Below are 18,176 nucleotides of genomic sequence, written 5' to 3' on the forward strand. Positions count from 1 at the left end.
TCAGGTCCGCCCGCCGCGGTGCCCCAGTAGCGCCTCCGTGTGCGCCGCCGTCTGCTCACGGAGGGCGTGGACCACGGCGGCCACGGCGGGCCGCCGCATGGAATCGGGCCGCAGCACCATCCAGTAGGGGAGCAGCTCGGCGAAGTCTCCGGGCAGCAGCCGCACCAGGTCGCTGTGCAGATCACCCATAAAACACGGCAGGAACCCGATCCCCGCCCCGGCCCGCGTGGCCTCCACATGGACAAAAACGTTGGTGGAGCTCAGGCCGTCGCGCATGGCCGGCACCAGCCGCCGGGGCGCGTCCAGATCATCCACCTGCAGCATGGAATCCACAAAGTAAACCAGCGGATGTTCCGTGAGTTCCGCCACGGAACGGGGCGTCCCGTTCTCGGCCAGATAGGAGCGGGAGGCATACATTCCCAGCATGTAATCGCCCAGCCGGAACGCCTCGGCCCGGTGCACCTGCGGCTCGCCCACCACCACCTCGATGTCCAGTCCGGACCGCTGCTGCAGCGCCCGCCGGGTCACCGTGACGATCTCCACGCTGAGCCCGGGATGCTCCCGGCGCAGCCATGCCACCGCCGGAGCGGCGATGTACGCGCTGAAACCGTCGGTTGCGGTCATCCGTACGACGCCGGTAATCGGGTCAGGTGCCCGGCCCGCCGCTCCCAGCCCGCGCACCGCCGCCTCCACCTGTTCGGCCACCAGCACCGCCTCGGCGCCCAGCTCGGTGACTTCCCAGCCGCCGGCCGCCCTCGACAGCACGCGCCCGCCCAGGGATTTCTCCAAGGCCGCAATCCTGCGCGAAACCGTGGTGTGGTTAAGGCCCAAGGCCTGAGCCGCCGTCGTAAATTTCGCTGAGCGGGAAACAGCGAGAAGTACCAGCAGGTCGTCCGGGTTGGTATTCATATCTGCAATTTTGCACATATGTGGTGCTGTTTTGGCTATTGAATCGCCAACTTTGTGCGGCAATACTCAGGGGAGCCACCAGTACTAGTGATGAGAGTGCTGTGGATCACAGCACGTGTCAACGTGGACACTAAGGAGAACACCATGAGCGTAGAGCAACGCTCGGCAACAAACCCCGCCGGAGGCGCCCCCAAGGGATCCGGCCTCAAGAAGATCGTCGCCGCGTCGATGGTGGGCACTGTAGTGGAATGGTACGAATTCTTCCTTTACGCCACCGCCGCCACCCTGGTGTTCGGCAAATACTTCTTTCCCGCCACCGGCAACGAGCTGGACGGGATCATCCAGGCCTTCCTGACCTACGCCGTCGGCTTCGTGGCACGTCCGCTCGGCGGAATCGTGTTCGGCCAGATCGGCGACAAACTGGGACGCAAGCCCACCCTGCAGCTGACCATCGTGATTGTCGGTGTGGCCACGTTCCTGATGGGCTGCCTCCCCGGATTTGCCACTGTTGGCTACTGGGCCCCGGCAATGCTGGTGGCACTGCGCTTTATCCAGGGCTTCGCCCTCGGCGGCGAATGGGGTGGAGCCGTACTGCTGGTTGCTGAGCACAGCCCCAACAAATCCCGCGGTTTCTGGTCCAGCTGGCCCCAGGCCGCCGTGCCCGTGGGTAACCTGATCGCCACCCTGGTGCTGTTCGTCATGTCAACCACCCTCAGCAGCGCAGACTTCCTCAGCTGGGGCTGGCGCGTGGCGTTCTGGCTCTCCGCCGTGATCGTTTTTGTCGGCTACTACATCCGCACCCACGTCACCGAGGCCCCCATCTTCCTGGAAGCCAAGGCGCTGCTGGAAAAGGAACAGGCCGTCAGCTTCGGCGTCGGTGAAGTGATCCGCAAGTACCCCAAGGGAATCCTGCAGGCCATGGGGCTTCGGTTCGCCGAGAACATCATGTACTACCTCGTGGTGAGCTTCGCGATTGTCTACCTCAAGAGCGTGCACAAGTACGACACCTCATCCCTGCTCCTGGCCCTGCTGATCGCCCACCTGATCCACTTCCTGGTCATCCCGCAGGTGGGACGGCTCGTGGACAGCTGGGGACGCAAACCCGTGTACCTCGTCGGCGCCATTTCCGGAGCCGCGTGGCCGTTCTTCGCCTTCCCCATGTTCGATACCCGCAACGCCGTGATGATCGTCCTCGCCGTGACCATCGGCCTCTGCCTGCACGCCTTGATGTACGCAGGCCAGCCCGCCATCATGTCCGAGCTGTTCCCCACCCGGATGCGCTATTCAGGCGTTTCGCTTGGCTCACAGGTCACGTCCATCTTCGCCGGCTCGCTGGCTCCGCTCCTGGCCACCCAGTGGCTCAAGGACACCGGCTCCTGGCTGCCCACCGCGATCTATCTGGTGGTGGCATGCGCCATCACCACGGCGGCCGTCCTCAGCCTGAAGGAAACCAAGGGCATCGCACTGGAAGAAGTGGACAAGGCCGACGCCGAACGCGAGGGACTTGTTCCCGCGGGCTCGCGCTGAGCTGCTGAGTCATTGATGAGTGGGTCTGGAGCTATGGAAAACAATTTGAACGGCCGCAAGGCACTCGTCACCGGCGGCGCGAGCGGGATCGGCGCAGCCTGTGTCCGGGAGCTCGCGGCGAGGGGCGCAAAAGTGGTGGTTGCCGACGTCGACGAAGCCGGTGCCGTAACCCTCGCGGACGAAGTGGGCGGCACCGCCTGGGCCGTGGACCTGCTGGACGTGGACGCACTGGGAGCGTTGAGCCTGGACTGCGACATCCTGGTCAATAACGCCGGGATCCAGCGGATCAGCCCCATAGAAGACTTCGATCCCGCGGACTTCCGCCGGATCATCGCCCTCATGCTGGAGGCGCCGTTCCTGCTGGTCCGCGCAGCCCTGCCGCACATGTATTCCAACGGCTTCGGCCGGATCATCAACGTGTCATCCGTGCACGGGATCCGTGCCTCCCCGTTCAAAAGCGCGTATGTTTCCGCCAAGCACGGCCTGGAAGGGCTGAGCAAGGTGACGGCGCTGGAAGGCGGGGAGCACGGAGTCACTTCCAACTGCATCAACCCCGGCTACGTCCGGACCGCGCTGGTGGAGAAGCAGATCGCCGATCAGGCCCTGGTCCACGGCATCCCCGAGTCCGAGGTCCTGGCCAAGGTGATGCTGACAGAGTCGGCGGTGAAGCGGCTCGTGGAACCTGAAGAAGTGGCCTCGCTCGTCGCCTGGCTGGCGTCCGATCATGCCGGTATGGTCACCGGCGCCAGCTACACCATGGACGGCGGCTGGTCGGCACGGTAGTTCCTCCGTTGCGCTATCACTTGTGGTTCCCATTTGCCTGTTTTGGCAACCACAAGTGATAGGGCAACTGGCGCTATGGCTGGGGGAGCGTTGCCGATGGGGCGGCCGTCACTGGCAGCGGTGAGGTCTCGTCCACCAGTTCCGCTCGGCGTCGTCCGTTCCCCCTGACCCAAAGCCGGTAGGCGAGCAGGAGCAGTCCCAACCAGGCTGCGCCAACATAGAGCGCGATCCGGGTGTCTTCGAAGACTCCCAGGATCACGATCACCACGGCCATAAAGGCGATGGTCAGCACCGACGCGGCGGGCCACAGGGGAGACGGGAATTCCGACGCCGGCAGGCCTTTGCGGGCGATCTCACGTTTCATCGCCACGTGCGACGCCAGGATCATCACCCATACCCACACCGTGGCGAAGGTGGCAATTGATGCGATCAGCACAAACACGTCCTCCGGCATCACGGCGTTCAGCACCACGCCAACCAGCAGGATTGCAGCCATCATCACCACGGTCATCCACGGGACGCCGTGCCGCGAAACCTTGCCGAAACTCGCCGGCGCGTGCCCCTGTTTTGCAAGACCGAAGAGGATACGGCCCGCGCCGAAGATGTCACTGTTAATCGCGGACAGTGCTGCCGTGATCACCACGGCGTTGAGGATGTGCGGTGCGGCCGGAATGCCCAGGCCGCTGAAGATCTGGACAAACGGGCTGCCGTTGCTGCCGATCTCGTTCCACGGGAAGAGGCTCATCAGCACACCGAGTGTCAGCACGTAGAACAGCAGGACACGCACGGGCACGGTGTTGACTGCCTTGGGAATGACCTTCTTGGGGTCGGCAGCTTCGCCGGCGGTGATGCCGATGGTTTCGATCCCGCCGAAGGCGAACATCACGACGGCAAACGACGCCAGGAGCCCTTCGAAGCCGTTGGGGAACAGGCCGCCGTGTTCCACGAGGTTGCCCAGGCCCGGGGCCACGGTGGAACCGCCGGCCTGGAAACCGAAGACGATGATCGCGGCGCCGCCGGCGATCATGGCGATGATGGCGACGACCTTGATCAGCGAGAACCAGAACTCCAGCTCGCCGAAAACCTTCACGCTGAGCAGGTTCAGGGCCGCCAGGAAGAAGATGATGGCCAGCACCCAGATCCAGCGGTCCACCTCGGGGAACCAGAAACCCATGTAGATGCTGAACGCCGTGACGTCCGCGATGGCCACGATTGCCATCTCAAAGACGTAGGTCCAGCCGGTCACGAACCCTGCCAGCGGGCCGAGGTAGCGGCTGGCATACTGCCCGAAGGAGCCGGAGACCGGATGCCGCACGGCCATTTCGCCGAGGGCGCGCATCACCATGAACACGGCCGCGCCGCCGATCATGTAGGCGAACAGCACGGACGGGCCGGCCTTTTGGATGGCGGACGCGGAGCCGTAGAACAGCCCGGTGCCGATGGCCGAGCCCAGTGCCATAAAGCGGATGTGGCGGACGTTGAGGCCACGGCTGAGGACCGTCTCGACGGCGGTGCTCATGGCTGTGGCGACGGCACCGCCGGAGGCCGGTTCCGCCGTCTCTCTCGTGGCGGTTGGGGCTTGCTGCATACGAATACCTTCTCGTCATTGGGAGGGGGATCGCTAACCAGCAGATCACTTTTTGGGAAGCTGTGATGAGCCTCACCGGGGTTTGCTGTCTTCCATCTCAGACTGTCCGGGACCGGCGCCGGGATTGTTCTGAGGTGGGTGGATATAGTCGGCTGATGTCTAAAGCAGTGATTTTGGGTGGAACCGGGCTGATCGGGCGGGCTGTTGCACGCCGACTCACGGCAGCAGGATGGGACGTTGATGTCTGCGGACGGAACCCCGCACACATGCCGGCGGATCTGGTGGATGGAGGTGCTGCTTTTTATGCTGTGGACCGCAGCGACGGGCCTGCGTTGGGCAGGATCCTTGGCAACGGGGCAGATCTGCTGGTTGACTGCCTGGCGTTCACTGCCGCGGACGCGGGAGTCCTCCTGCCGTTCCTGGGACGTGTGGGTTCAACCGTCATGATCTCCAGCAAGGCCGTTTACATTGACGGGGACGGCCGCCATGTGAATTCCGAGACGCCGCCCCGCTTCGACGGTCCCATCTTTGAGAGCCAGCCGACCATGGCCCCCGGAAATTGCGACTACAACACCAGGGCAGGGTACGGCGCCAACAAGGTAGCCGCCGAGCAAACGCTTTTGGACAGCGGCCACCCCGTCACCGTCGTCCGGGCATCCAAAGTCCACGGGGAGGGGGCCGTGCCCGCACGGGAATGGGTTTTTGTGAAACGTATCCTGGACGGCCGGCGGTCACTGTTCCTGCGGAATGGCGGGCAATCGGTGGATCACACTACGGCTGCGGCGAATCTCGCAGCGTTGATTGAACGGGCAGCGGTTCTGCCCGGTAGCCGCATTCTCAACAGCGCGGATCCGGACGCTCCCACCGTGCTGGAGATTTCACGGACCATCGCCAGCCACCTCGACCACTCGTGGGCCGAAGTCCCGCTGGCACGTGGACCCCATCCAACAGCCGGAGCCACGCCCTGGGACACCGAAACGCCAATAGTTTTCGACACGACGGCGGCTGCCGCACTCGGATATGTGCCGGTGGGCAGCTACGCGCAGACCGTGACGGACGAGGTGGACTGGCTGGTCGCGCAAAGCAGGACCGGCGCCCATGCCAACCGCGACGATCCGTACTTTGCGGAGTTCTTCAATTACCAGGCTGAAGACGAGTTGCTTTCTGCCCTCCGCGCGTAGACCCGCAGTCGGCGCGTAGATGGGCATCCGCGCGTAGACGCGCCTCGAGCCTGTCGGCACCGGGATTGCAGCCGGTGCCCTTGGCCGCTACAGTCTGCGGATGACTGCAGAGATCCATACCCTTCCCGGCGATGTCCAGCTGAGAGTGCTTCAGGCCGGGGACGCGGAACGGATGGCCGCTGCATACCGGCTGAACAGGGAGCATTTGGCACCGTGGGAACCTGCCCGGGCTGAGGCATTCTTTACCGCGGAGGCCCAGAGCGCAATCATCGAATCCAAGCTGGCGCTGCTCTCTGCCGGGTCCGAAATCCCCTGGGTTCTCCTGGAACACGGACATGTCATCGGTGCAGTCACGTTGACAGGCATCGTGCGGGGGCCTTTCCTTAACGCGAACGTCGGCTACTGGGTCGGCAAGGACTTCGGCGGCCGCGGAATTGGCTCGGCTGCGCTCGCCATTGCCCTGGAAGTTGCGCGACATGACCTTGGCCTGCACCGCGTCCAGGCGGCCACCCTGACGCACAATGCCGCGTCGCAAACCATCCTGAAACGCGCCGGTTTCGTGGAGATTGGCTTTGCCCCCGAATACCTCAAGATTGCCGGAACCTGGCAGGATCACGAGCTGTATCAGCGCATTCTCTACTAGCCGGCCCAGGCATCAGTTCAACGCGGGGGTGAGTCTGCATCATTTGTCTGGGATTACAGACGTGCGTTTGGCTGAATGGCCTTCCGGCCAGGCGGTCGAGGGTGCAGTGTTAAGTACGGGATACCGGACACCGCCTGAATCGAGAAGGATCAATGCCACTCACCAGCGCCGCAGAGGCCGCGATCGCCAAGTCCCCTCCAAGAGAATCGTCAAAAGTTCCCGCCGCCGAAAATAGCTTGCGAATCCTCAAACTGCTGGCTTCCAAGCGCGGGCCGATGGCGGCGTCGAACATTGCCACCGCCCTGGGGCTGCCGCGTTCCAGCGTGTACCATCTGCTGGGCGTGATGGAGGCGAACGGCTTTGTGCTGCACCTGCACGAGGAGCAGCGCTACGGGCTGGGGATCAGCGCCTTCGAACTCAGCTCCGCCTATTCACGGCAGGAACCGCTGTCCCGGCTGGGCCGGCCCATGCTTGCCGCGCTGGTCGATGTGCTGGGGGAGAGCGCGCACCTGGCAGTCCTGCATGGGCGCGACGTGCTCTACATCGTGGAGGAGCGGGCAAAGAACCGGCCGTCCCTGGTGACCGACGTCGGCGTGCGGCTGCCCAGCCACCTCACCGCCAGCGGGCGCGCCATCCTCGCCGCGCTGCCGAAGTCCCAGGTCCGTGCGCTGTACCCGAACGCGGCCGCCTTCTCCGCCCGGCACGAGGTGGAGGGTGCCATCATGAAGTACTCCTCGCTGTCCTCGCACCTGGACCGGGTCCGCCAGCGCGGCTATGCCACGGAACACGGTGAGGTGACGCCCGGTTTCGGTTCGATCGCCGCCGCCGTGACGGATCACGTGGGATGGCCGACGGCGGCAGTGGCCGTGACGTTCCTCGAGGACAAACTGCCGGCGGAGCAATGGCCGGCCCTCGCGGCCCGAGTCCAGAAGGTCGCGGACGAGTTGTCGATCCGGATCCACGGCCGCCCTGCGCTCTGACCATCCGCGCGCTACCCCTTCGTTGCTCTATCACTTGTGTTTCCCATTGGCCGGTTTTAGGGACCACAAGTGATAGAGCAACGGTGACGGGTGGGTCTGGGATCCCGGACAGCACCCGCCCGCAGGCCCTGTTTCCGCAGCCCCGGACAGGCTTTAGTTGATGTAGAAGCACTTCTCCCGAATCACACCCTGAGACACAAAGGAGCCACCATGGCACCCGCCGATTTCACCACCGGTGCCCGCCCGGTCAAAGCCGCCCGCGGCACCACGCTCACGGCCAAGAGCTGGCAGACGGAAGCCCCGCTGCGCATGCTCATGAACAACCTGGACCCGGAAGTCGCTGAGCGCCCGGATGACCTGGTGGTCTACGGCGGCACCGGCCGGGCCGTCCGGTCCTGGGCCGCGTTCGATGCGATCACCCGCACGCTGGAGACCATGGAGAAGGACGAGACCCTGCTGGTCCAGTCCGGCAAGCCGGTGGGAGTGTTCCGCACCAACGAGTGGGCGCCGCGCGTGCTCCTGGCCAACTCCAACCTCGTCGGCGACTGGGCCAACTGGCCAGAGTTCCGCCGGCTCGAGGCCGAGGGCCTGATGATGTACGGCCAGATGACCGCCGGGTCCTGGATCTACATCGGCACCCAGGGCATCCTGCAGGGCACCTTCGAGACCTTCGCCGCGATCGCCCGCAAACTCACCGGGGACCAGGACGGCACCCTCGCCGGGACCCTGACCCTCACCGGCGGCTGCGGCGGCATGGGCGGCGCCCAGCCGCTGGCCGTCACCATGAACGACGGCGCCTGCCTGATTGTCGACGTCGACGAAAGTCACCTTCGCCGCCGCGCCGGCAAGCGCTACCTCGATGAGGTGGAAACCGATCTTGACGCCGCGATCGCCAAGGTCCTCAAAGCCAAGGAAGAGCGCCGCGGCTGGTCCGTGGGCTATGTGGGCAACGCCGCGGAAGTCTTCCCGGAAATCCTGCGCCGCCACCAGGCGGGGGAGTTCACGGTGGACATCGTGACCGACCAGACCAGCGCCCATGATCCCCTGTCCTACCTCCCCGAGGGCATCACCGTTGAGGAATGGCACCGCGAGGCCGCGGCCGATCCCGAAGGGTTCACCAAGAAGGCCCAGGCTTCCATGGCCCGGCATGTCCAGGCCATGGTGGAGTTCCAGGACGCTGGTTCAGAAGTCTTCGACTACGGCAACTCCATCCGCGACGAAGCCCGCAAGGGCGGCTATGACCGCGCCTTCGATTTCCCCGGCTTCGTCCCGGCCTACATCCGCCCGCTGTTCTGCGAGGGACTCGGACCGTTCCGCTGGGTGGCTCTCTCCGGTGACCCGGAGGACATCGCCGTTACGGATGCGGCCATCAAGGAACTGTTCCCGGAAAACAAGCACCTGCACCGCTGGATCGACGCGGCGCAGGAACGGGTTGAGTTCGAGGGCCTGCCGGCGCGCATCTGCTGGCTGGGCTACGGCGACCGCGCCAAGGCCGGGCTGCTCTTCAACGAGCTGGTCCGGGACGGCAAGGTCAAGGCACCCATCGTGATCGGCCGGGACCACCTCGACTCCGGCTCCGTGGCCTCCCCGTACCGCGAGACCGAGGCCATGGCCGACGGTTCCGACGCGGTCGCCGACTGGCCGCTGCTCAATGCCCTGCTCAACACCGCCTCCGGCGCCACCTGGGTCTCCATCCACCACGGCGGCGGCGTCGGGATCGGCCGCTCCATCCACGCAGGCCAGGTCTCCGTCGCCGACGGCACCGAGCTCGCGGCCCAGAAACTCGAGCGCCTCCTGACCAACGACCCCGGTATGGGCGTCATCCGCCACGCCGACGCCGGCTACGACCGCGCCGTCGAGGTCGCCAAGGAACGCGGCGTCCGCATCCCCATGACGGAGCAAGCCGCAGCCGTCCCTGCCGAAGCAAAGAACTAGGAACTCCCATGACAACCACTGCAACACAGGCCGCGCTCACCGTCACCCTCGGCTCAAGCGGCGTCACGCCCGAGGACGTCGTCGCCGTCGCCCGTCACGACGCCAAGGTGACCATTTCCCAGGAAGCCCTGGACACGGTTGCCAAGGTCCGCGCCCACATTGACGACCTCGCGCACAGCGAGGTCCCCGCGTACGGCATCTCCACGGGGTTCGGGGCCCTGGCCAACCGGCACATCCCCACCGAGCTGCGCACCCAGCTGCAGAAGTCGCTGATCCGCAGCCACGCCGCAGGAATGGGCCCCGCAGTGGAACGCGAAGTGGTCCGCGGCATTATGTTCCTGCGCGCCAAGACCCTCGCGTCCGGCCGCACCGGCGTCCGCCCGGTGGTCCTGCAGACCATGGTGGACGTCCTCAACGCCGGCATCACCCCGGTGGTCCGCGAATTCGGCTCGCTGGGCTGCTCCGGTGACCTCGCCCCGCTGTCCCACTGCGCCCTGGTGCTCATGGGTGAGGGCGAAGCTGCTGGGCCGGATGGCACCACGTACGGCGGACGCGGGGAAAGCCCCGTCTCCGAGCTCCTCGCCGAACACGGCATTGCACCCGTCACCCTCGCGGAGAAAGAGGGCCTCGCGCTGGTCAACGGCACCGAGGGCATGCTCGGCATGCTGCTGATGGCCATCGCGGACATCCGGGAACTGCTGACGACGGCGGACATCACCGCCGCGCTAAGCGTCGAGGCGCTGCTCGGTACGGATCAGGTGTTCCTGCCGGAGCTGCACGCGGCACTCCGGCCGCACCCCGGGCAGGCCGCCAGCGCGGACAACATGCTGCGTGTGCTGTCCGCCTCTCGCATTGTGGCCTCGCACCGCATCAATGACACCAAGGTCCAGGACGCGTACTCGTTGCGCTGCGCACCCCAGGTGGCCGGCGCCGTCCGGGACACCGTGGACCACGCCGCCCTGGTAGCATCCCGCGAACTGGCCGCCGCCATCGACAATCCTGTGGTGCTCCCGGACGGCCGGGTCTCCTCCAACGGCAACTTCCATGGCGCACCGGTGGCCTATGTGCTGGATTTCCTTGCCATCGCGGTGGCGGACCTGAGCTCCATTGCCGAGCGCCGCACAGACCGGATGCTGGACCCTGCCCGCTCACACGGTCTGCCGGCGTTCCTCGCTGCCGATCCGGGCGTGGATTCCGGGCTGATGATCGCCCAGTACACGCAGGCCGGGCTGGTGTCCGACAACAAACGGCTGGCCGTTCCGGCGTCGGTGGATTCCATCCCGAGCTCCGCCATGCAGGAGGACCACGTGTCCATGGGCTGGCACGCTGCCCGCAAGCTGCGCCGCTCCGTGGAGAACCTGCGGCGCGTCCTTGCCGTGGAGCTCGTGACGTCCGCGCGGGCCATTGACATGCGGACACAGATGTCCGGCGGGGAGCTGACTCCAGGCCCGGCAGGTGCCGCCGTCATCGCCGCGCTCCGCGGTGTGGTCGACGGTCCGGGAACGGACAGGTTCCTCTCGCCCGAACTTGAAGCGGCTGACCGGCTGGTTGCCTCAGGTGAGGTCCGCGCCGCTGCCGAATCCGCCGTGGGAATTCTTGCCTGATAGTGAACAAAATGCGGTATGAATGAACATTTCGCGGCGCCCTCGAAATATGTGGCAACACATCCGACGGGGGCGCGGGAAGTGTAGTAGAAATAAAGGTGTAGTGAAAGTCACATCAAAGAAGCTGTGACTCGTCGAACGTCCACAAAGGGGTAGAAGTTCAATGAAAGCACGCGGGGCAGTCCTGTCCAGGCGCATCGCCTACACGGCCACGGTTTCCGATTGGGGAACACTGGAGGCTGGCGAAATGGTGGAAATTCTCAAGCACGCCCATGTGGTGGCTGCGGGCGAGGTGGAGGAAGTCTCACGGAGCGGCAACGTTTTGTGGCTCGTACCGCCCAGCCCGTCTGACGCTCAGCTTTTTATGAAGTCCGACGGCGTGCAGGTCCGCCGGGCCTAGTCCGTTCCGGTAGCCGGCCTGTCCAGACGTGAAAACGCCTGTCGAGACGTGAAAAACGGGGCTTGTTCGCGATTCCTAACCATCAAGGTGCGGAATGGCGGGCAAGCCCCGATTTTTGTTTTCAGGCGGTTCTTCCAGCCAGATTAGGCGGCGACGTCCTCGTAGATCTTGCCGAAGGGGACTGACTCATCCAGGGCCACGGAGTACTGGCCGGGCTCGTGGCGCGTCACCAGGATGCCGCAGTTGCCGTCCTGAACCGCCGTCGTGATCAGGCTTTCAACGGCGCTGTCCAGGCCGTCGTGGATCTCGTCCGCGCTGGAAAACTGCAGTTTGATGACCCGGGAATCCGAGGATTCAAACGCGGATGGAGCGGCCGGGCGGCGCTCAAGGGTTCCTGTACTCATGAACTGGACTTCCTGTGGTTCTGCCGATGGGCTGACCTCCATTATACCTGCCCAAGGGGTCGACGTAGGATGACCGCTGAACTATGTGGCGCGGAATACGCCCTTGGCGACCGTCATGGCGGACATCGCCTTCGGCCAGCCGGCGTAGAACGGCAGGTGGGTGATCGCCTCGATGAGCGCCTGCTGGCTCGCGCCGTTCTGCTCTCTGTCATTTCATTCACCTTTTCTCAGTGCCTTTTCTCAGTGGTCAGTCGGTTGCGCGTAGCTCTCGCCGTGGCTAGCGCAGGGTCGCGGCGTCGATCACGAAACGGTACCGCACGTCGGCGGCCAGAACGCGCTCGTAGGCGTCGTTGATCTTCTCGGCCGGGATGACTTCGATCTCGGCGCCGAGCCCGTGTTCGGCGCAGAAGTTGAGCATTTCCTGGGTTTCGCCGATGCCTCCGATCGCTGATCCTGCGAAGGACCGGCGCCCCAGAATGAGGGAGAACACGTTTACCGGGAGCGGTTCCGCCGGCGCTCCCACGTTCACCAGGGCGCCGTCGAGGGCCAGCAGCTGCAGGTAGGCGCTGATGTCGATCGTGGCACTGACCGTGTTCACGATCAGGTCGAACGTGCCGGCGAGCTGCTCGAAGGTCTCGGGCTCGTTGGTGGCGTAGTAGTGGTCCGCGCCGAGGCGCAGGCCGTCTTCCTGCTTCTTCAGGGACTGGGAGAGAACAGTGACGTCGGCGCCCATCGCGTGCGCGATCTTGACCGCCATGTGTCCGAGGCCGCCCAGGCCGACGACGGCGACTTTCTTGCCGGGTCCGGCGCCCCAGTGGTGCAGGGGGGAGTAGGTGGTGATGCCCGCGCACAGCAGCGGCGCGGCGACGTCGAGCTCGATGCCTTCAGGGATCGTGACGACGAAGTCTTCGGTCACGACGACGTGGGTGGAGTACCCGCCCTGGGTAGTAGTGCCATCACGGTCGACGGCACCATAGGTGCCGGTGTTGCCCTTGAGGCAGTACTGCTCCTCGCCCTTGCAGCAGTTGGTGCATTCGCCGCAGGAATTGACCATGCAGCCGACGCCGACACGGTCGCCGACGGCGTGCCTGGTCACCGAGGAACCGACCTCTGTGACGATCCCGGCGATCTCATGGCCGGGGACGAGCGGGTAGGACTGCGGACCCCAGTCCCCGCGGACGGTATGGATGTCGGAATGACAGATGCCGGCGTACTTGATCTCGATCAGGACGTCGTGCGGGCCGACGTCACGGCGCTCGATGGTGGTCGGGACAAGGGGCCCCGTCGCGGAAGTCGCGGCGTAAGCATTGACGGTGAGCATGTTTCTCCTGCTTGCTGATCGTTGGGAGTTGTTAAACGGAACACCATCCATCAAACCGGTGATCCCAGCAGCGAGGGAGTCCCTGCTGATAGGGGTACTGACAGGGACTCCCTCACCGGGCTGCAAGGCATAACGTTGAGTGCATGGACAACCCGAACGAGACTCGCGAGTTCCTCGCCACCCGCCGGGCGAAGATCACCCCCGCGCAGGCGGGACTTCCCGACTACGGCGGCACCCGGCGCGTGGCCGGCCTCCGCCGCGGAGAAGTGGCCATGCTCGCCGGCGTCAGCGTCGAGTATTACACCCGCATGGAGCGGGGATCCCTTGCCGGGGTGTCCGAGAGCGTGCTGGAAGCAGTGGCGAGGGCGCTCCAGCTCAACGAGGCGGAACAGGCCCACCTGCATGACCTTGCCCGGACAGCGAGCCCTGCCAGCCGGCCGCGCCGTCGTCCCCGGCCTGCGCAGTCCGTCCGTGCAGGCGTGCAACTGACTCTCAACGCGATCACCAACGCACCGGCTTTTGTGCGGAACGGGCGGATTGACATCCTTGCGGCCAACCCGCTCGGATACGCCCTGTACTCGGAGATGTACGTCAGCCCGGCCCGACCGGCCAACCACGCCCGGTTTATCTTCCTCGATGACCGTTCCCGCAGTTTCTATCCGGACTGGGAGCGCGCAGCGAACGACACTGTGGCGATCCTGCGCACCGAGGCCGGCCGCGACCCCTATGACCGGGGACTGTCAGACCTCGTCGGCGAGCTGTCCACCCGTAGCGAAGAGTTCCGCACCCGGTGGGCAGCGCACAATGTGCGTCAGCACTACACCGGGCTGAAGCACCTCCACCACCCCGTTGTCGGCGAGCTGCACTTGATGTACGAGGCGATGGACGTCTCGGCCGACGCCGGGATGTCACTGCTTGTGTACAACGCCGAGCCCGGCTCTCCCTCCGAAGACGCGCTGCGCCTGCTGGCCAGCTGGGCCGCGACCAACCAGGCGGGCAACCAGACCGACGCCGCCCCCAGCAGGAGCGGATGGACCAGTTGAGATCGCGGCTTCTGACATCTCCATGTTTTAGGGAGTGGCTGGAAGAGGGTCTGACAGTACCCAGCAAAATCGCAACAAGAGTAATTGGGTGAAAATGGGAGGTTTAGGTGGCCCCACTTTGGTCAACACGTATGGCCCCGCCTTCCGACTCGCCGGGGCCGCGACGATGACGTCCTCGACCTGATCCACGGTCACTGACTCGGGGCGCCCGCCGCACCAGCGATTCCCGTGGCATCCAAAAATGCCCCGCGGGGCGCGGATTCTGTGCGCGCCAGGTATCTTGGGCGTCGCAGGGAATTCTGCGCGTCAGGCGATGGCGGCAGCGAACGTGTCAGGCAGCCCAGCCGCGGGTCACCGCGTCCAGCGCGGCAGAGTAAATGGACTCCCAGTTGGTTTCGGGTGAACCGGCCTGCGCGAGCTCCAGGCTGACGAGCCCATGGACCTGCCCCCAGATGGCTGAGGCCACGATCTCCAGGCCGGTCTCCCGTAGCGTGCCCGCGGATTGGGCGGAAGCCACGGCCTCGATCAGCGGCATCATGGCGTCGGCCGCCACGTCCGGGCTGGGCCGGCAATCGACGTAGGCGGCCAGCGCCCCGCCGAACATCAGCCGGTACAGGGCCCGATGCTCCAGCGCCCACGTGCGGTAGGCCAGGCCAAGGGCGCGCAGCCCGCCAGATGCTGCGGCCAGCTGAGAGCCGCGGAAGGAGCGGAAGCCGTCGTCCACCACCGCCGTCAGCAGCTGCGACTTTCCGCCGAACAGCGAATAGACGGCGGTAGTTGACGTCTTTGCAGCGGCGGCGACATCGCGCAGGGTGACCTGTACGGGTCCTTCGCGGTCAACGAGGTCTGCGGTGGCCGCCAGTAGTTCTTGCCTCAATGACTCGTTATGCAGGATAGGTCTTGCCATGTGGTCCATTGTTTCATAACCTTGTTTCATAACGTAGTTATTAAACCTTGCGAGGAGCTGACATGGCACAGGAGATTTTTTCGGGACGCTTTACTGCTGATCTGGAGCGCGAATCGGTGACTGTATTTCTGATCGGCATGCGCGCCAACCGATGGTGGAAGCTCGGCACAGTTGCCAGGGTGGCCGCTGCGATGCCCAGGATGCTCCGGCACCTGGCCAACAATCCGGCATCGGGCATGTTGGGGTGTGAACAGTGGTTCGGGCGAACGACAGTCTTGCTCAGCTACTGGGAGAGCCCTGAGCATCTTCGAAAGTTCGCTGCCGACAGCGAGTCTCCTCATCTGGAGCCCTGGCGGCGTTTCATGAAAGAGCTTGCAGGACGCGGTGATATTGGCGTTTGGCACGAGACCTACCAGGTGCCCGCCGCCGGGGTTGAGGTCGTATACAACGGCATGCCGCTCTTCGGCCTGGCCAAAGCCACGACGCATGTACCCATCGGTACCGGGAGCAACACAGCGAAACAACGCATGGGACGTCCGGCCGGCGGCCCCGCGGTCCCGGCAGGCTAGTGTCCTGCGCCTGAAATTTGCTTCACTGGTCTGGACATGCTCGCGAGAATGTCGTCGGCGGTATTGGTCCAGATAAATGCTTTGGGTCCCCGTTCCAGTTCTTGGCCCCAAGGGCGGATACGAGTCGTTCTCCAAAGCGCATGGGTTCCACTCGCGAGCCTCTACAGAATGCGGTGTCCCCCATCCGTGACGTGCCCGCCCACTGGGTTTCCGGTCCATTCTGGCCTTCGCCCAAGGCTTCCCACATGGCCAGATGGCTCATGAAGTGGTCCGGGGCGGCGCCGTGCCAGTGCCATTCGTCCGGGGGTGTGTAGATCGTGTCCCCGGGCCGGATTTCGATGACTTTGCCGCCTCGCGACTGGACAAAGCCCCGGCCTTCCGTGACGTGCAGGGTCTGGCCGCTGGCGTGTCTGTGCCATGCGGTGTGGGCGCCGGGCGCGAAGCGGACCATGTTCACAGGCAGCCGCGAAGGATCCTCGCCCTTCGCGATGACGTCGAACCACACGTCGCCGGCAAACATCTCCGCGGGTCCCTTGTTGGTGTGCTGTTTGGCTTGGATCTCCAAGTCCTCTCCTTCTTAGATGGGGTTTCAGCCCCGGAACGGGGCCAGATCTTGGAGGACGCGCGCAGGCTCCCCGCTGGGCGGCAAAGTGTCGGTGTCCCTCACGCCGTCGAGGGCGCCCGCGACATCCGGAGGATGTCGACCGGGGAAGTGTCGACGCCGGGCAGGATTCGCAGATTGGCCACGAGATCGCTCGCGGCACGGTCCCAGTCAAGGAAGAAGTCACGAGCGCGCGGGCTCAGGAACACGAACCGGCAACGTTGACCGGACGGACCGGGTCGGCCTACAGCTCCGAGTAAAGCGCAGAGCCGAGCCGGTTGGCGCCGAGGATGTCCCGGCGGCCGTTGCACACACAGGCCGGCACATCGGTCATGGCGTCGACAATCCTCTGTACCGTTGGCCGGATCTGCTGCTGCAGGGGGCGGCGCCGAGTTGCAGGGCCCGGGAGAGTGCCTCCAGGACGCCCTCTGAGACGCCGCTCAGGTTGCCGCGCTCCAGCCGGATGTAATAGTCGATGCTCACTCCGCTGAGAAGCGCTACCTCCTCCCGGCGAAGCCCGGGCACGCGCCGGCTGCTGCCGCCGAAGGCGAAGCCCGGCCTGCCCTGGGCTGACCCTGGCGCGACGCGTCGCCAGGAACTCGCGAATCTCATTGCGGTTGTCCATACCTTCAGCCCTAGAAGCCCTCCAGCGCCGGTGGGAGGCCCTGGTGGTACCTGTAACAGCAGGGCACTCCGCCGGTCAGCCTGCCGAGTGCTGGAGCAGCGTGTTCACCAGCCGGGCGGCCACCTTCGCTGTGCGGTTGTCGATGTCGAATTCGGGGTTCAGTTCCGCCACATCCAGGTGCATCAGTTTGCCGCTTGCTGCCACCTGACGGCACACCGCACTGACAACGGACAAGGGCACGCCGTACGCGGCCGGGGCGCTCACGCCGGGAGCCACCGAGGCTGGCAGCACGTCCAGGTCGATCGTCAAGTACAGCACGTCAATATCAGCGAGGAACTTCTGCACGAACTCGCGGGCAGCCTCAGCGGTGCAGTCCTCATCCAACATGTACCGGGCACCCAGCTCATCAGCTGTGTTGAACAGGGCCCTTGTGTTGTTCGGCTCCGAAATCCCGACGACGGCGTACTTCAGTTCGCGGCCCGCGGACGCTTCCGCGCGGGCCATCTGGAGGAACGGTGTGCCGGAGCTGGGCATGGGCTCGTCCCGCAGGTCAAAGTGGGCGTCCAGGTTCAGCACTCCGAGCCGTTTCCCGCCGCGGACCGCAGCTGATCCGGCCACGCCCAGGTAGCTGGCGAACGCCGTCTCGTGACCGCCGCCGAGCAGGACGGTGAGGTTGCCGGCGTCGAGCATCCCAGTGACGGCCAGCCCGGCGCGCGCCTGCCCCGATTCCAGGGCGCCGCCGACGACGGTCACGTCACCGGCGTCGGACACTGCCCGGTCCATGTGGAAAGCGAGCGGGCCCAGGGCTGCGCGGATGGCGGCAGGGGCGGCCGCGGCACCCGCCCGGCCCTGGTTCCGGCGTACTCCCGCGTCGCTCGCAAAGCCGAGAAACACCGCCGGGCGCTTCGTCCTCGAACGAGCAGCGGCGGCGGCTGCAGGCGCGGAAGGAGCGTATGGCGCAACGGCCTGCCACCAGCGGCAGTGCTCGGCGCCGTCGCCGTCGAACCTGCCCGTCCAGGGCTTCGGCGGGTCATCAACGGTGAGTGCAGTAAGAGCCATGCTCCAAGCTCACCTCACCGTGATGGCGAAAGCCAGCGGCGCCGCCGTCGGGGTGTCTGGAATCCCGGACCTTTGAGGGCCGTCGAGGGGCGGTGAG

The 18,176-nt window shown here is 65.3% G+C and carries 20 protein-coding genes and 1 pseudogene; 10 read left to right on the plus strand and 11 right to left on the minus strand.

Annotated features, from left to right (window positions below; genetic code table 11):
* A complete protein-coding gene (locus tag ACQCST_RS03085) occupies window positions 1–909 on the minus strand; it encodes a LysR family transcriptional regulator (protein ID WP_426997888.1) in 909 nt (302 codons plus the stop codon).
* A 144-nt stretch (window positions 910–1,053) separates the two neighbouring features.
* Here ACQCST_RS03085 and ACQCST_RS03090 point away from each other — a divergent pair, with 144 nt between their 5' ends.
* Together ACQCST_RS03090 and ACQCST_RS03095 are read left to right on the plus strand one after the other, a co-directional pair.
* A complete protein-coding gene (locus ACQCST_RS03090) occupies window positions 1,054–2,436 on the plus strand; it encodes an MFS transporter (RefSeq protein WP_426997889.1) in 1,383 nt (460 codons plus the stop codon).
* Window positions 2,437–2,469: 33 nt separating this feature from the next.
* A complete protein-coding gene (locus tag ACQCST_RS03095; protein WP_426997890.1) occupies window positions 2,470–3,219 on the plus strand; it encodes a 3-hydroxybutyrate dehydrogenase in 750 nt (249 codons plus the stop codon).
* Between the two features lie 73 nt (window positions 3,220–3,292).
* Here the strand turns inward: ACQCST_RS03095 and ACQCST_RS03100 are convergent, their stop codons facing one another.
* Window positions 3,293–4,807: an amino acid permease gene (locus ACQCST_RS03100; protein WP_426997891.1), complete on the minus strand. Its 1,515-nt coding sequence runs from the start codon at window positions 4,805–4,807 to the stop codon at window positions 3,293–3,295.
* Between the two features lie 155 nt (window positions 4,808–4,962).
* Between ACQCST_RS03100 and ACQCST_RS03105 the strand changes: the two genes are divergently transcribed.
* From ACQCST_RS03105 to ACQCST_RS03130, 6 genes are all read left to right on the plus strand, one after another.
* Window positions 4,963–5,988 (plus strand): NAD-dependent epimerase/dehydratase family protein, encoded by a 1,026-nt coding sequence (locus tag ACQCST_RS03105; protein WP_426997892.1) that lies wholly within the window; start codon window positions 4,963–4,965, stop codon window positions 5,986–5,988.
* A gap of 100 nt (window positions 5,989–6,088) precedes the next feature.
* Entirely contained in the window at window positions 6,089–6,631 is a 543-nt protein-coding gene (locus ACQCST_RS03110; RefSeq protein WP_426997893.1) for a GNAT family N-acetyltransferase, read from the plus strand.
* A gap of 152 nt (window positions 6,632–6,783) precedes the next feature.
* The gene (locus ACQCST_RS03115) at window positions 6,784–7,611 is read left to right on the plus strand and encodes an IclR family transcriptional regulator (protein WP_426997894.1); all 828 of its coding nucleotides are present in this window, start codon (window positions 6,784–6,786) and stop codon (window positions 7,609–7,611) included.
* A gap of 210 nt (window positions 7,612–7,821) precedes the next feature.
* Window positions 7,822–9,546: a urocanate hydratase gene (locus ACQCST_RS03120; RefSeq protein ID WP_426997895.1), complete on the plus strand. Its 1,725-nt coding sequence runs from the start codon at window positions 7,822–7,824 to the stop codon at window positions 9,544–9,546.
* An 8-nt stretch (window positions 9,547–9,554) separates the two neighbouring features.
* Window positions 9,555–11,150, plus strand: a complete 1,596-nt coding sequence (gene hutH, locus ACQCST_RS03125; RefSeq protein WP_426997896.1) for a histidine ammonia-lyase — start codon at window positions 9,555–9,557, stop codon at window positions 11,148–11,150.
* A gap of 163 nt (window positions 11,151–11,313) precedes the next feature.
* The gene (locus ACQCST_RS03130; protein WP_426997897.1) at window positions 11,314–11,550 is read left to right on the plus strand and encodes a hypothetical protein; all 237 of its coding nucleotides are present in this window, start codon (window positions 11,314–11,316) and stop codon (window positions 11,548–11,550) included.
* Between the two features lie 143 nt (window positions 11,551–11,693).
* Here ACQCST_RS03130 and ACQCST_RS03135 read toward each other — a convergent pair whose 3' ends face one another.
* From ACQCST_RS03135 to ACQCST_RS03145, 3 genes and pseudogenes are all read right to left on the minus strand, one after another.
* Window positions 11,694–11,954, minus strand: coding sequence for a hypothetical protein (locus tag ACQCST_RS03135; RefSeq protein WP_426997898.1), 261 nt, complete (start codon window positions 11,952–11,954; stop codon window positions 11,694–11,696).
* A gap of 81 nt (window positions 11,955–12,035) precedes the next feature.
* Window positions 12,036–12,143: pseudogene (locus ACQCST_RS03140) on the minus strand (carboxymuconolactone decarboxylase family protein); the annotation flags it as partial.
* Window positions 12,144–12,231: 88 nt separating this feature from the next.
* Window positions 12,232–13,275: an NAD(P)-dependent alcohol dehydrogenase gene (locus tag ACQCST_RS03145; RefSeq protein ID WP_426997899.1), complete on the minus strand. Its 1,044-nt coding sequence runs from the start codon at window positions 13,273–13,275 to the stop codon at window positions 12,232–12,234.
* A 143-nt stretch (window positions 13,276–13,418) separates the two neighbouring features.
* On the opposite strand from ACQCST_RS03145, the gene ACQCST_RS03150 reads away from it, so the two are divergent.
* Window positions 13,419–14,318 carry a helix-turn-helix transcriptional regulator gene (locus ACQCST_RS03150; protein ID WP_426997900.1) on the plus strand — a complete coding sequence of 300 codons (900 nt, stop codon included), beginning with the start codon at window positions 13,419–13,421 and terminating at the stop codon, window positions 14,316–14,318.
* A gap of 331 nt (window positions 14,319–14,649) precedes the next feature.
* On the opposite strand, the gene ACQCST_RS03155 is transcribed toward ACQCST_RS03150, so the two are convergent.
* On the minus strand, window positions 14,650–15,225 hold the full coding sequence (locus tag ACQCST_RS03155; protein WP_426997901.1) for a TetR-like C-terminal domain-containing protein: 576 nt from the start codon (window positions 15,223–15,225) through the stop codon (window positions 14,650–14,652).
* A gap of 62 nt (window positions 15,226–15,287) precedes the next feature.
* On the opposite strand from ACQCST_RS03155, the gene ACQCST_RS03160 reads away from it, so the two are divergent.
* Window positions 15,288–15,794 (plus strand): DUF4188 domain-containing protein, encoded by a 507-nt coding sequence (locus ACQCST_RS03160; protein WP_426997902.1) that lies wholly within the window; start codon window positions 15,288–15,290, stop codon window positions 15,792–15,794.
* Window positions 15,795–15,816: 22 nt separating this feature from the next.
* Here ACQCST_RS03160 and ACQCST_RS03165 read toward each other — a convergent pair whose 3' ends face one another.
* From ACQCST_RS03165 to hutG, 5 genes are all read right to left on the minus strand, one after another.
* A complete protein-coding gene (locus tag ACQCST_RS03165) occupies window positions 15,817–16,359 on the minus strand; it encodes a (R)-mandelonitrile lyase (protein WP_426997903.1) in 543 nt (180 codons plus the stop codon).
* Window positions 16,360–16,457: 98 nt separating this feature from the next.
* Complete coding sequence (locus tag ACQCST_RS03170; RefSeq protein WP_426997904.1) at window positions 16,458–16,604, minus strand: hypothetical protein; 147 nt, start codon at window positions 16,602–16,604, stop codon at window positions 16,458–16,460.
* Between the two features lie 35 nt (window positions 16,605–16,639).
* Window positions 16,640–16,729, minus strand: a complete 90-nt coding sequence (locus tag ACQCST_RS03175) for a hypothetical protein (protein ID WP_426997905.1) — start codon at window positions 16,727–16,729, stop codon at window positions 16,640–16,642.
* Complete coding sequence (locus ACQCST_RS03180) at window positions 16,726–17,007, minus strand: helix-turn-helix domain-containing protein (RefSeq protein WP_426997906.1); 282 nt, start codon at window positions 17,005–17,007, stop codon at window positions 16,726–16,728. Before ACQCST_RS03180 ends, ACQCST_RS03175 begins: the two co-directional genes overlap by 4 nt.
* Window positions 17,008–17,095: 88 nt before the next feature.
* Window positions 17,096–18,079 (minus strand): formimidoylglutamase, encoded by a 984-nt coding sequence (gene hutG / locus ACQCST_RS03185; protein WP_426997907.1) that lies wholly within the window; start codon window positions 18,077–18,079, stop codon window positions 17,096–17,098.
* Between the last annotated feature and the right edge of the window lie 97 nt (window positions 18,080–18,176).

It is taken from the genome of Pseudarthrobacter sp. N5 (assembly GCF_050157035.1).
Lineage (GTDB): Bacteria > Actinomycetota > Actinomycetes > Actinomycetales > Micrococcaceae > Arthrobacter.

Excerpts from the sequence above, each read along its gene's own strand:
- ACQCST_RS03110 (WP_426997893.1), top strand. The coding sequence starts at position 6,089 with ATGACTGCAGAGATCCATACCCTTCCCGGCGATGTCCAGCTGAGAGTG.
- ACQCST_RS03115 (WP_426997894.1), top strand. The coding sequence starts at position 6,784 with ATGCCACTCACCAGCGCCGCAGAGGCCGCGATCGCCAAGTCCCCTCCA.
- ACQCST_RS03130 (WP_426997897.1), top strand. The coding sequence starts at position 11,314 with ATGAAAGCACGCGGGGCAGTCCTGTCCAGGCGCATCGCCTACACGGCC.
- ACQCST_RS03090 (WP_426997889.1), top strand. The coding sequence starts at position 1,054 with ATGAGCGTAGAGCAACGCTCGGCAACAAACCCCGCCGGAGGCGCCCCC.
- ACQCST_RS03085 (WP_426997888.1), bottom strand. The coding sequence starts at position 909 with ATGAATACCAACCCGGACGACCTGCTGGTACTTCTCGCTGTTTCCCGC.
- ACQCST_RS03155 (WP_426997901.1), bottom strand. The coding sequence starts at position 15,225 with ATGGCAAGACCTATCCTGCATAACGAGTCATTGAGGCAAGAACTACTG.
- ACQCST_RS03175 (WP_426997905.1), bottom strand. The coding sequence starts at position 16,729 with ATGACCGATGTGCCGGCCTGTGTGTGCAACGGCCGCCGGGACATCCTC.
- ACQCST_RS03120 (WP_426997895.1), top strand. The coding sequence starts at position 7,822 with ATGGCACCCGCCGATTTCACCACCGGTGCCCGCCCGGTCAAAGCCGCC.
- ACQCST_RS03160 (WP_426997902.1), top strand. The coding sequence starts at position 15,288 with ATGGCACAGGAGATTTTTTCGGGACGCTTTACTGCTGATCTGGAGCGC.
- hutH (WP_426997896.1), top strand. The coding sequence starts at position 9,555 with ATGACAACCACTGCAACACAGGCCGCGCTCACCGTCACCCTCGGCTCA.
- ACQCST_RS03145 (WP_426997899.1), bottom strand. The coding sequence starts at position 13,275 with ATGCTCACCGTCAATGCTTACGCCGCGACTTCCGCGACGGGGCCCCTT.
- ACQCST_RS03180 (WP_426997906.1), bottom strand. The coding sequence starts at position 17,007 with ATGAGATTCGCGAGTTCCTGGCGACGCGTCGCGCCAGGGTCAGCCCAG.
- ACQCST_RS03105 (WP_426997892.1), top strand. The coding sequence starts at position 4,963 with ATGTCTAAAGCAGTGATTTTGGGTGGAACCGGGCTGATCGGGCGGGCT.
- ACQCST_RS03135 (WP_426997898.1), bottom strand. The coding sequence starts at position 11,954 with ATGAGTACAGGAACCCTTGAGCGCCGCCCGGCCGCTCCATCCGCGTTT.
- ACQCST_RS03095 (WP_426997890.1), top strand. The coding sequence starts at position 2,470 with ATGGAAAACAATTTGAACGGCCGCAAGGCACTCGTCACCGGCGGCGCG.
- ACQCST_RS03100 (WP_426997891.1), bottom strand. The coding sequence starts at position 4,807 with ATGCAGCAAGCCCCAACCGCCACGAGAGAGACGGCGGAACCGGCCTCC.
- hutG (WP_426997907.1), bottom strand. The coding sequence starts at position 18,079 with ATGGCTCTTACTGCACTCACCGTTGATGACCCGCCGAAGCCCTGGACG.
- ACQCST_RS03150 (WP_426997900.1), top strand. The coding sequence starts at position 13,419 with ATGGACAACCCGAACGAGACTCGCGAGTTCCTCGCCACCCGCCGGGCG.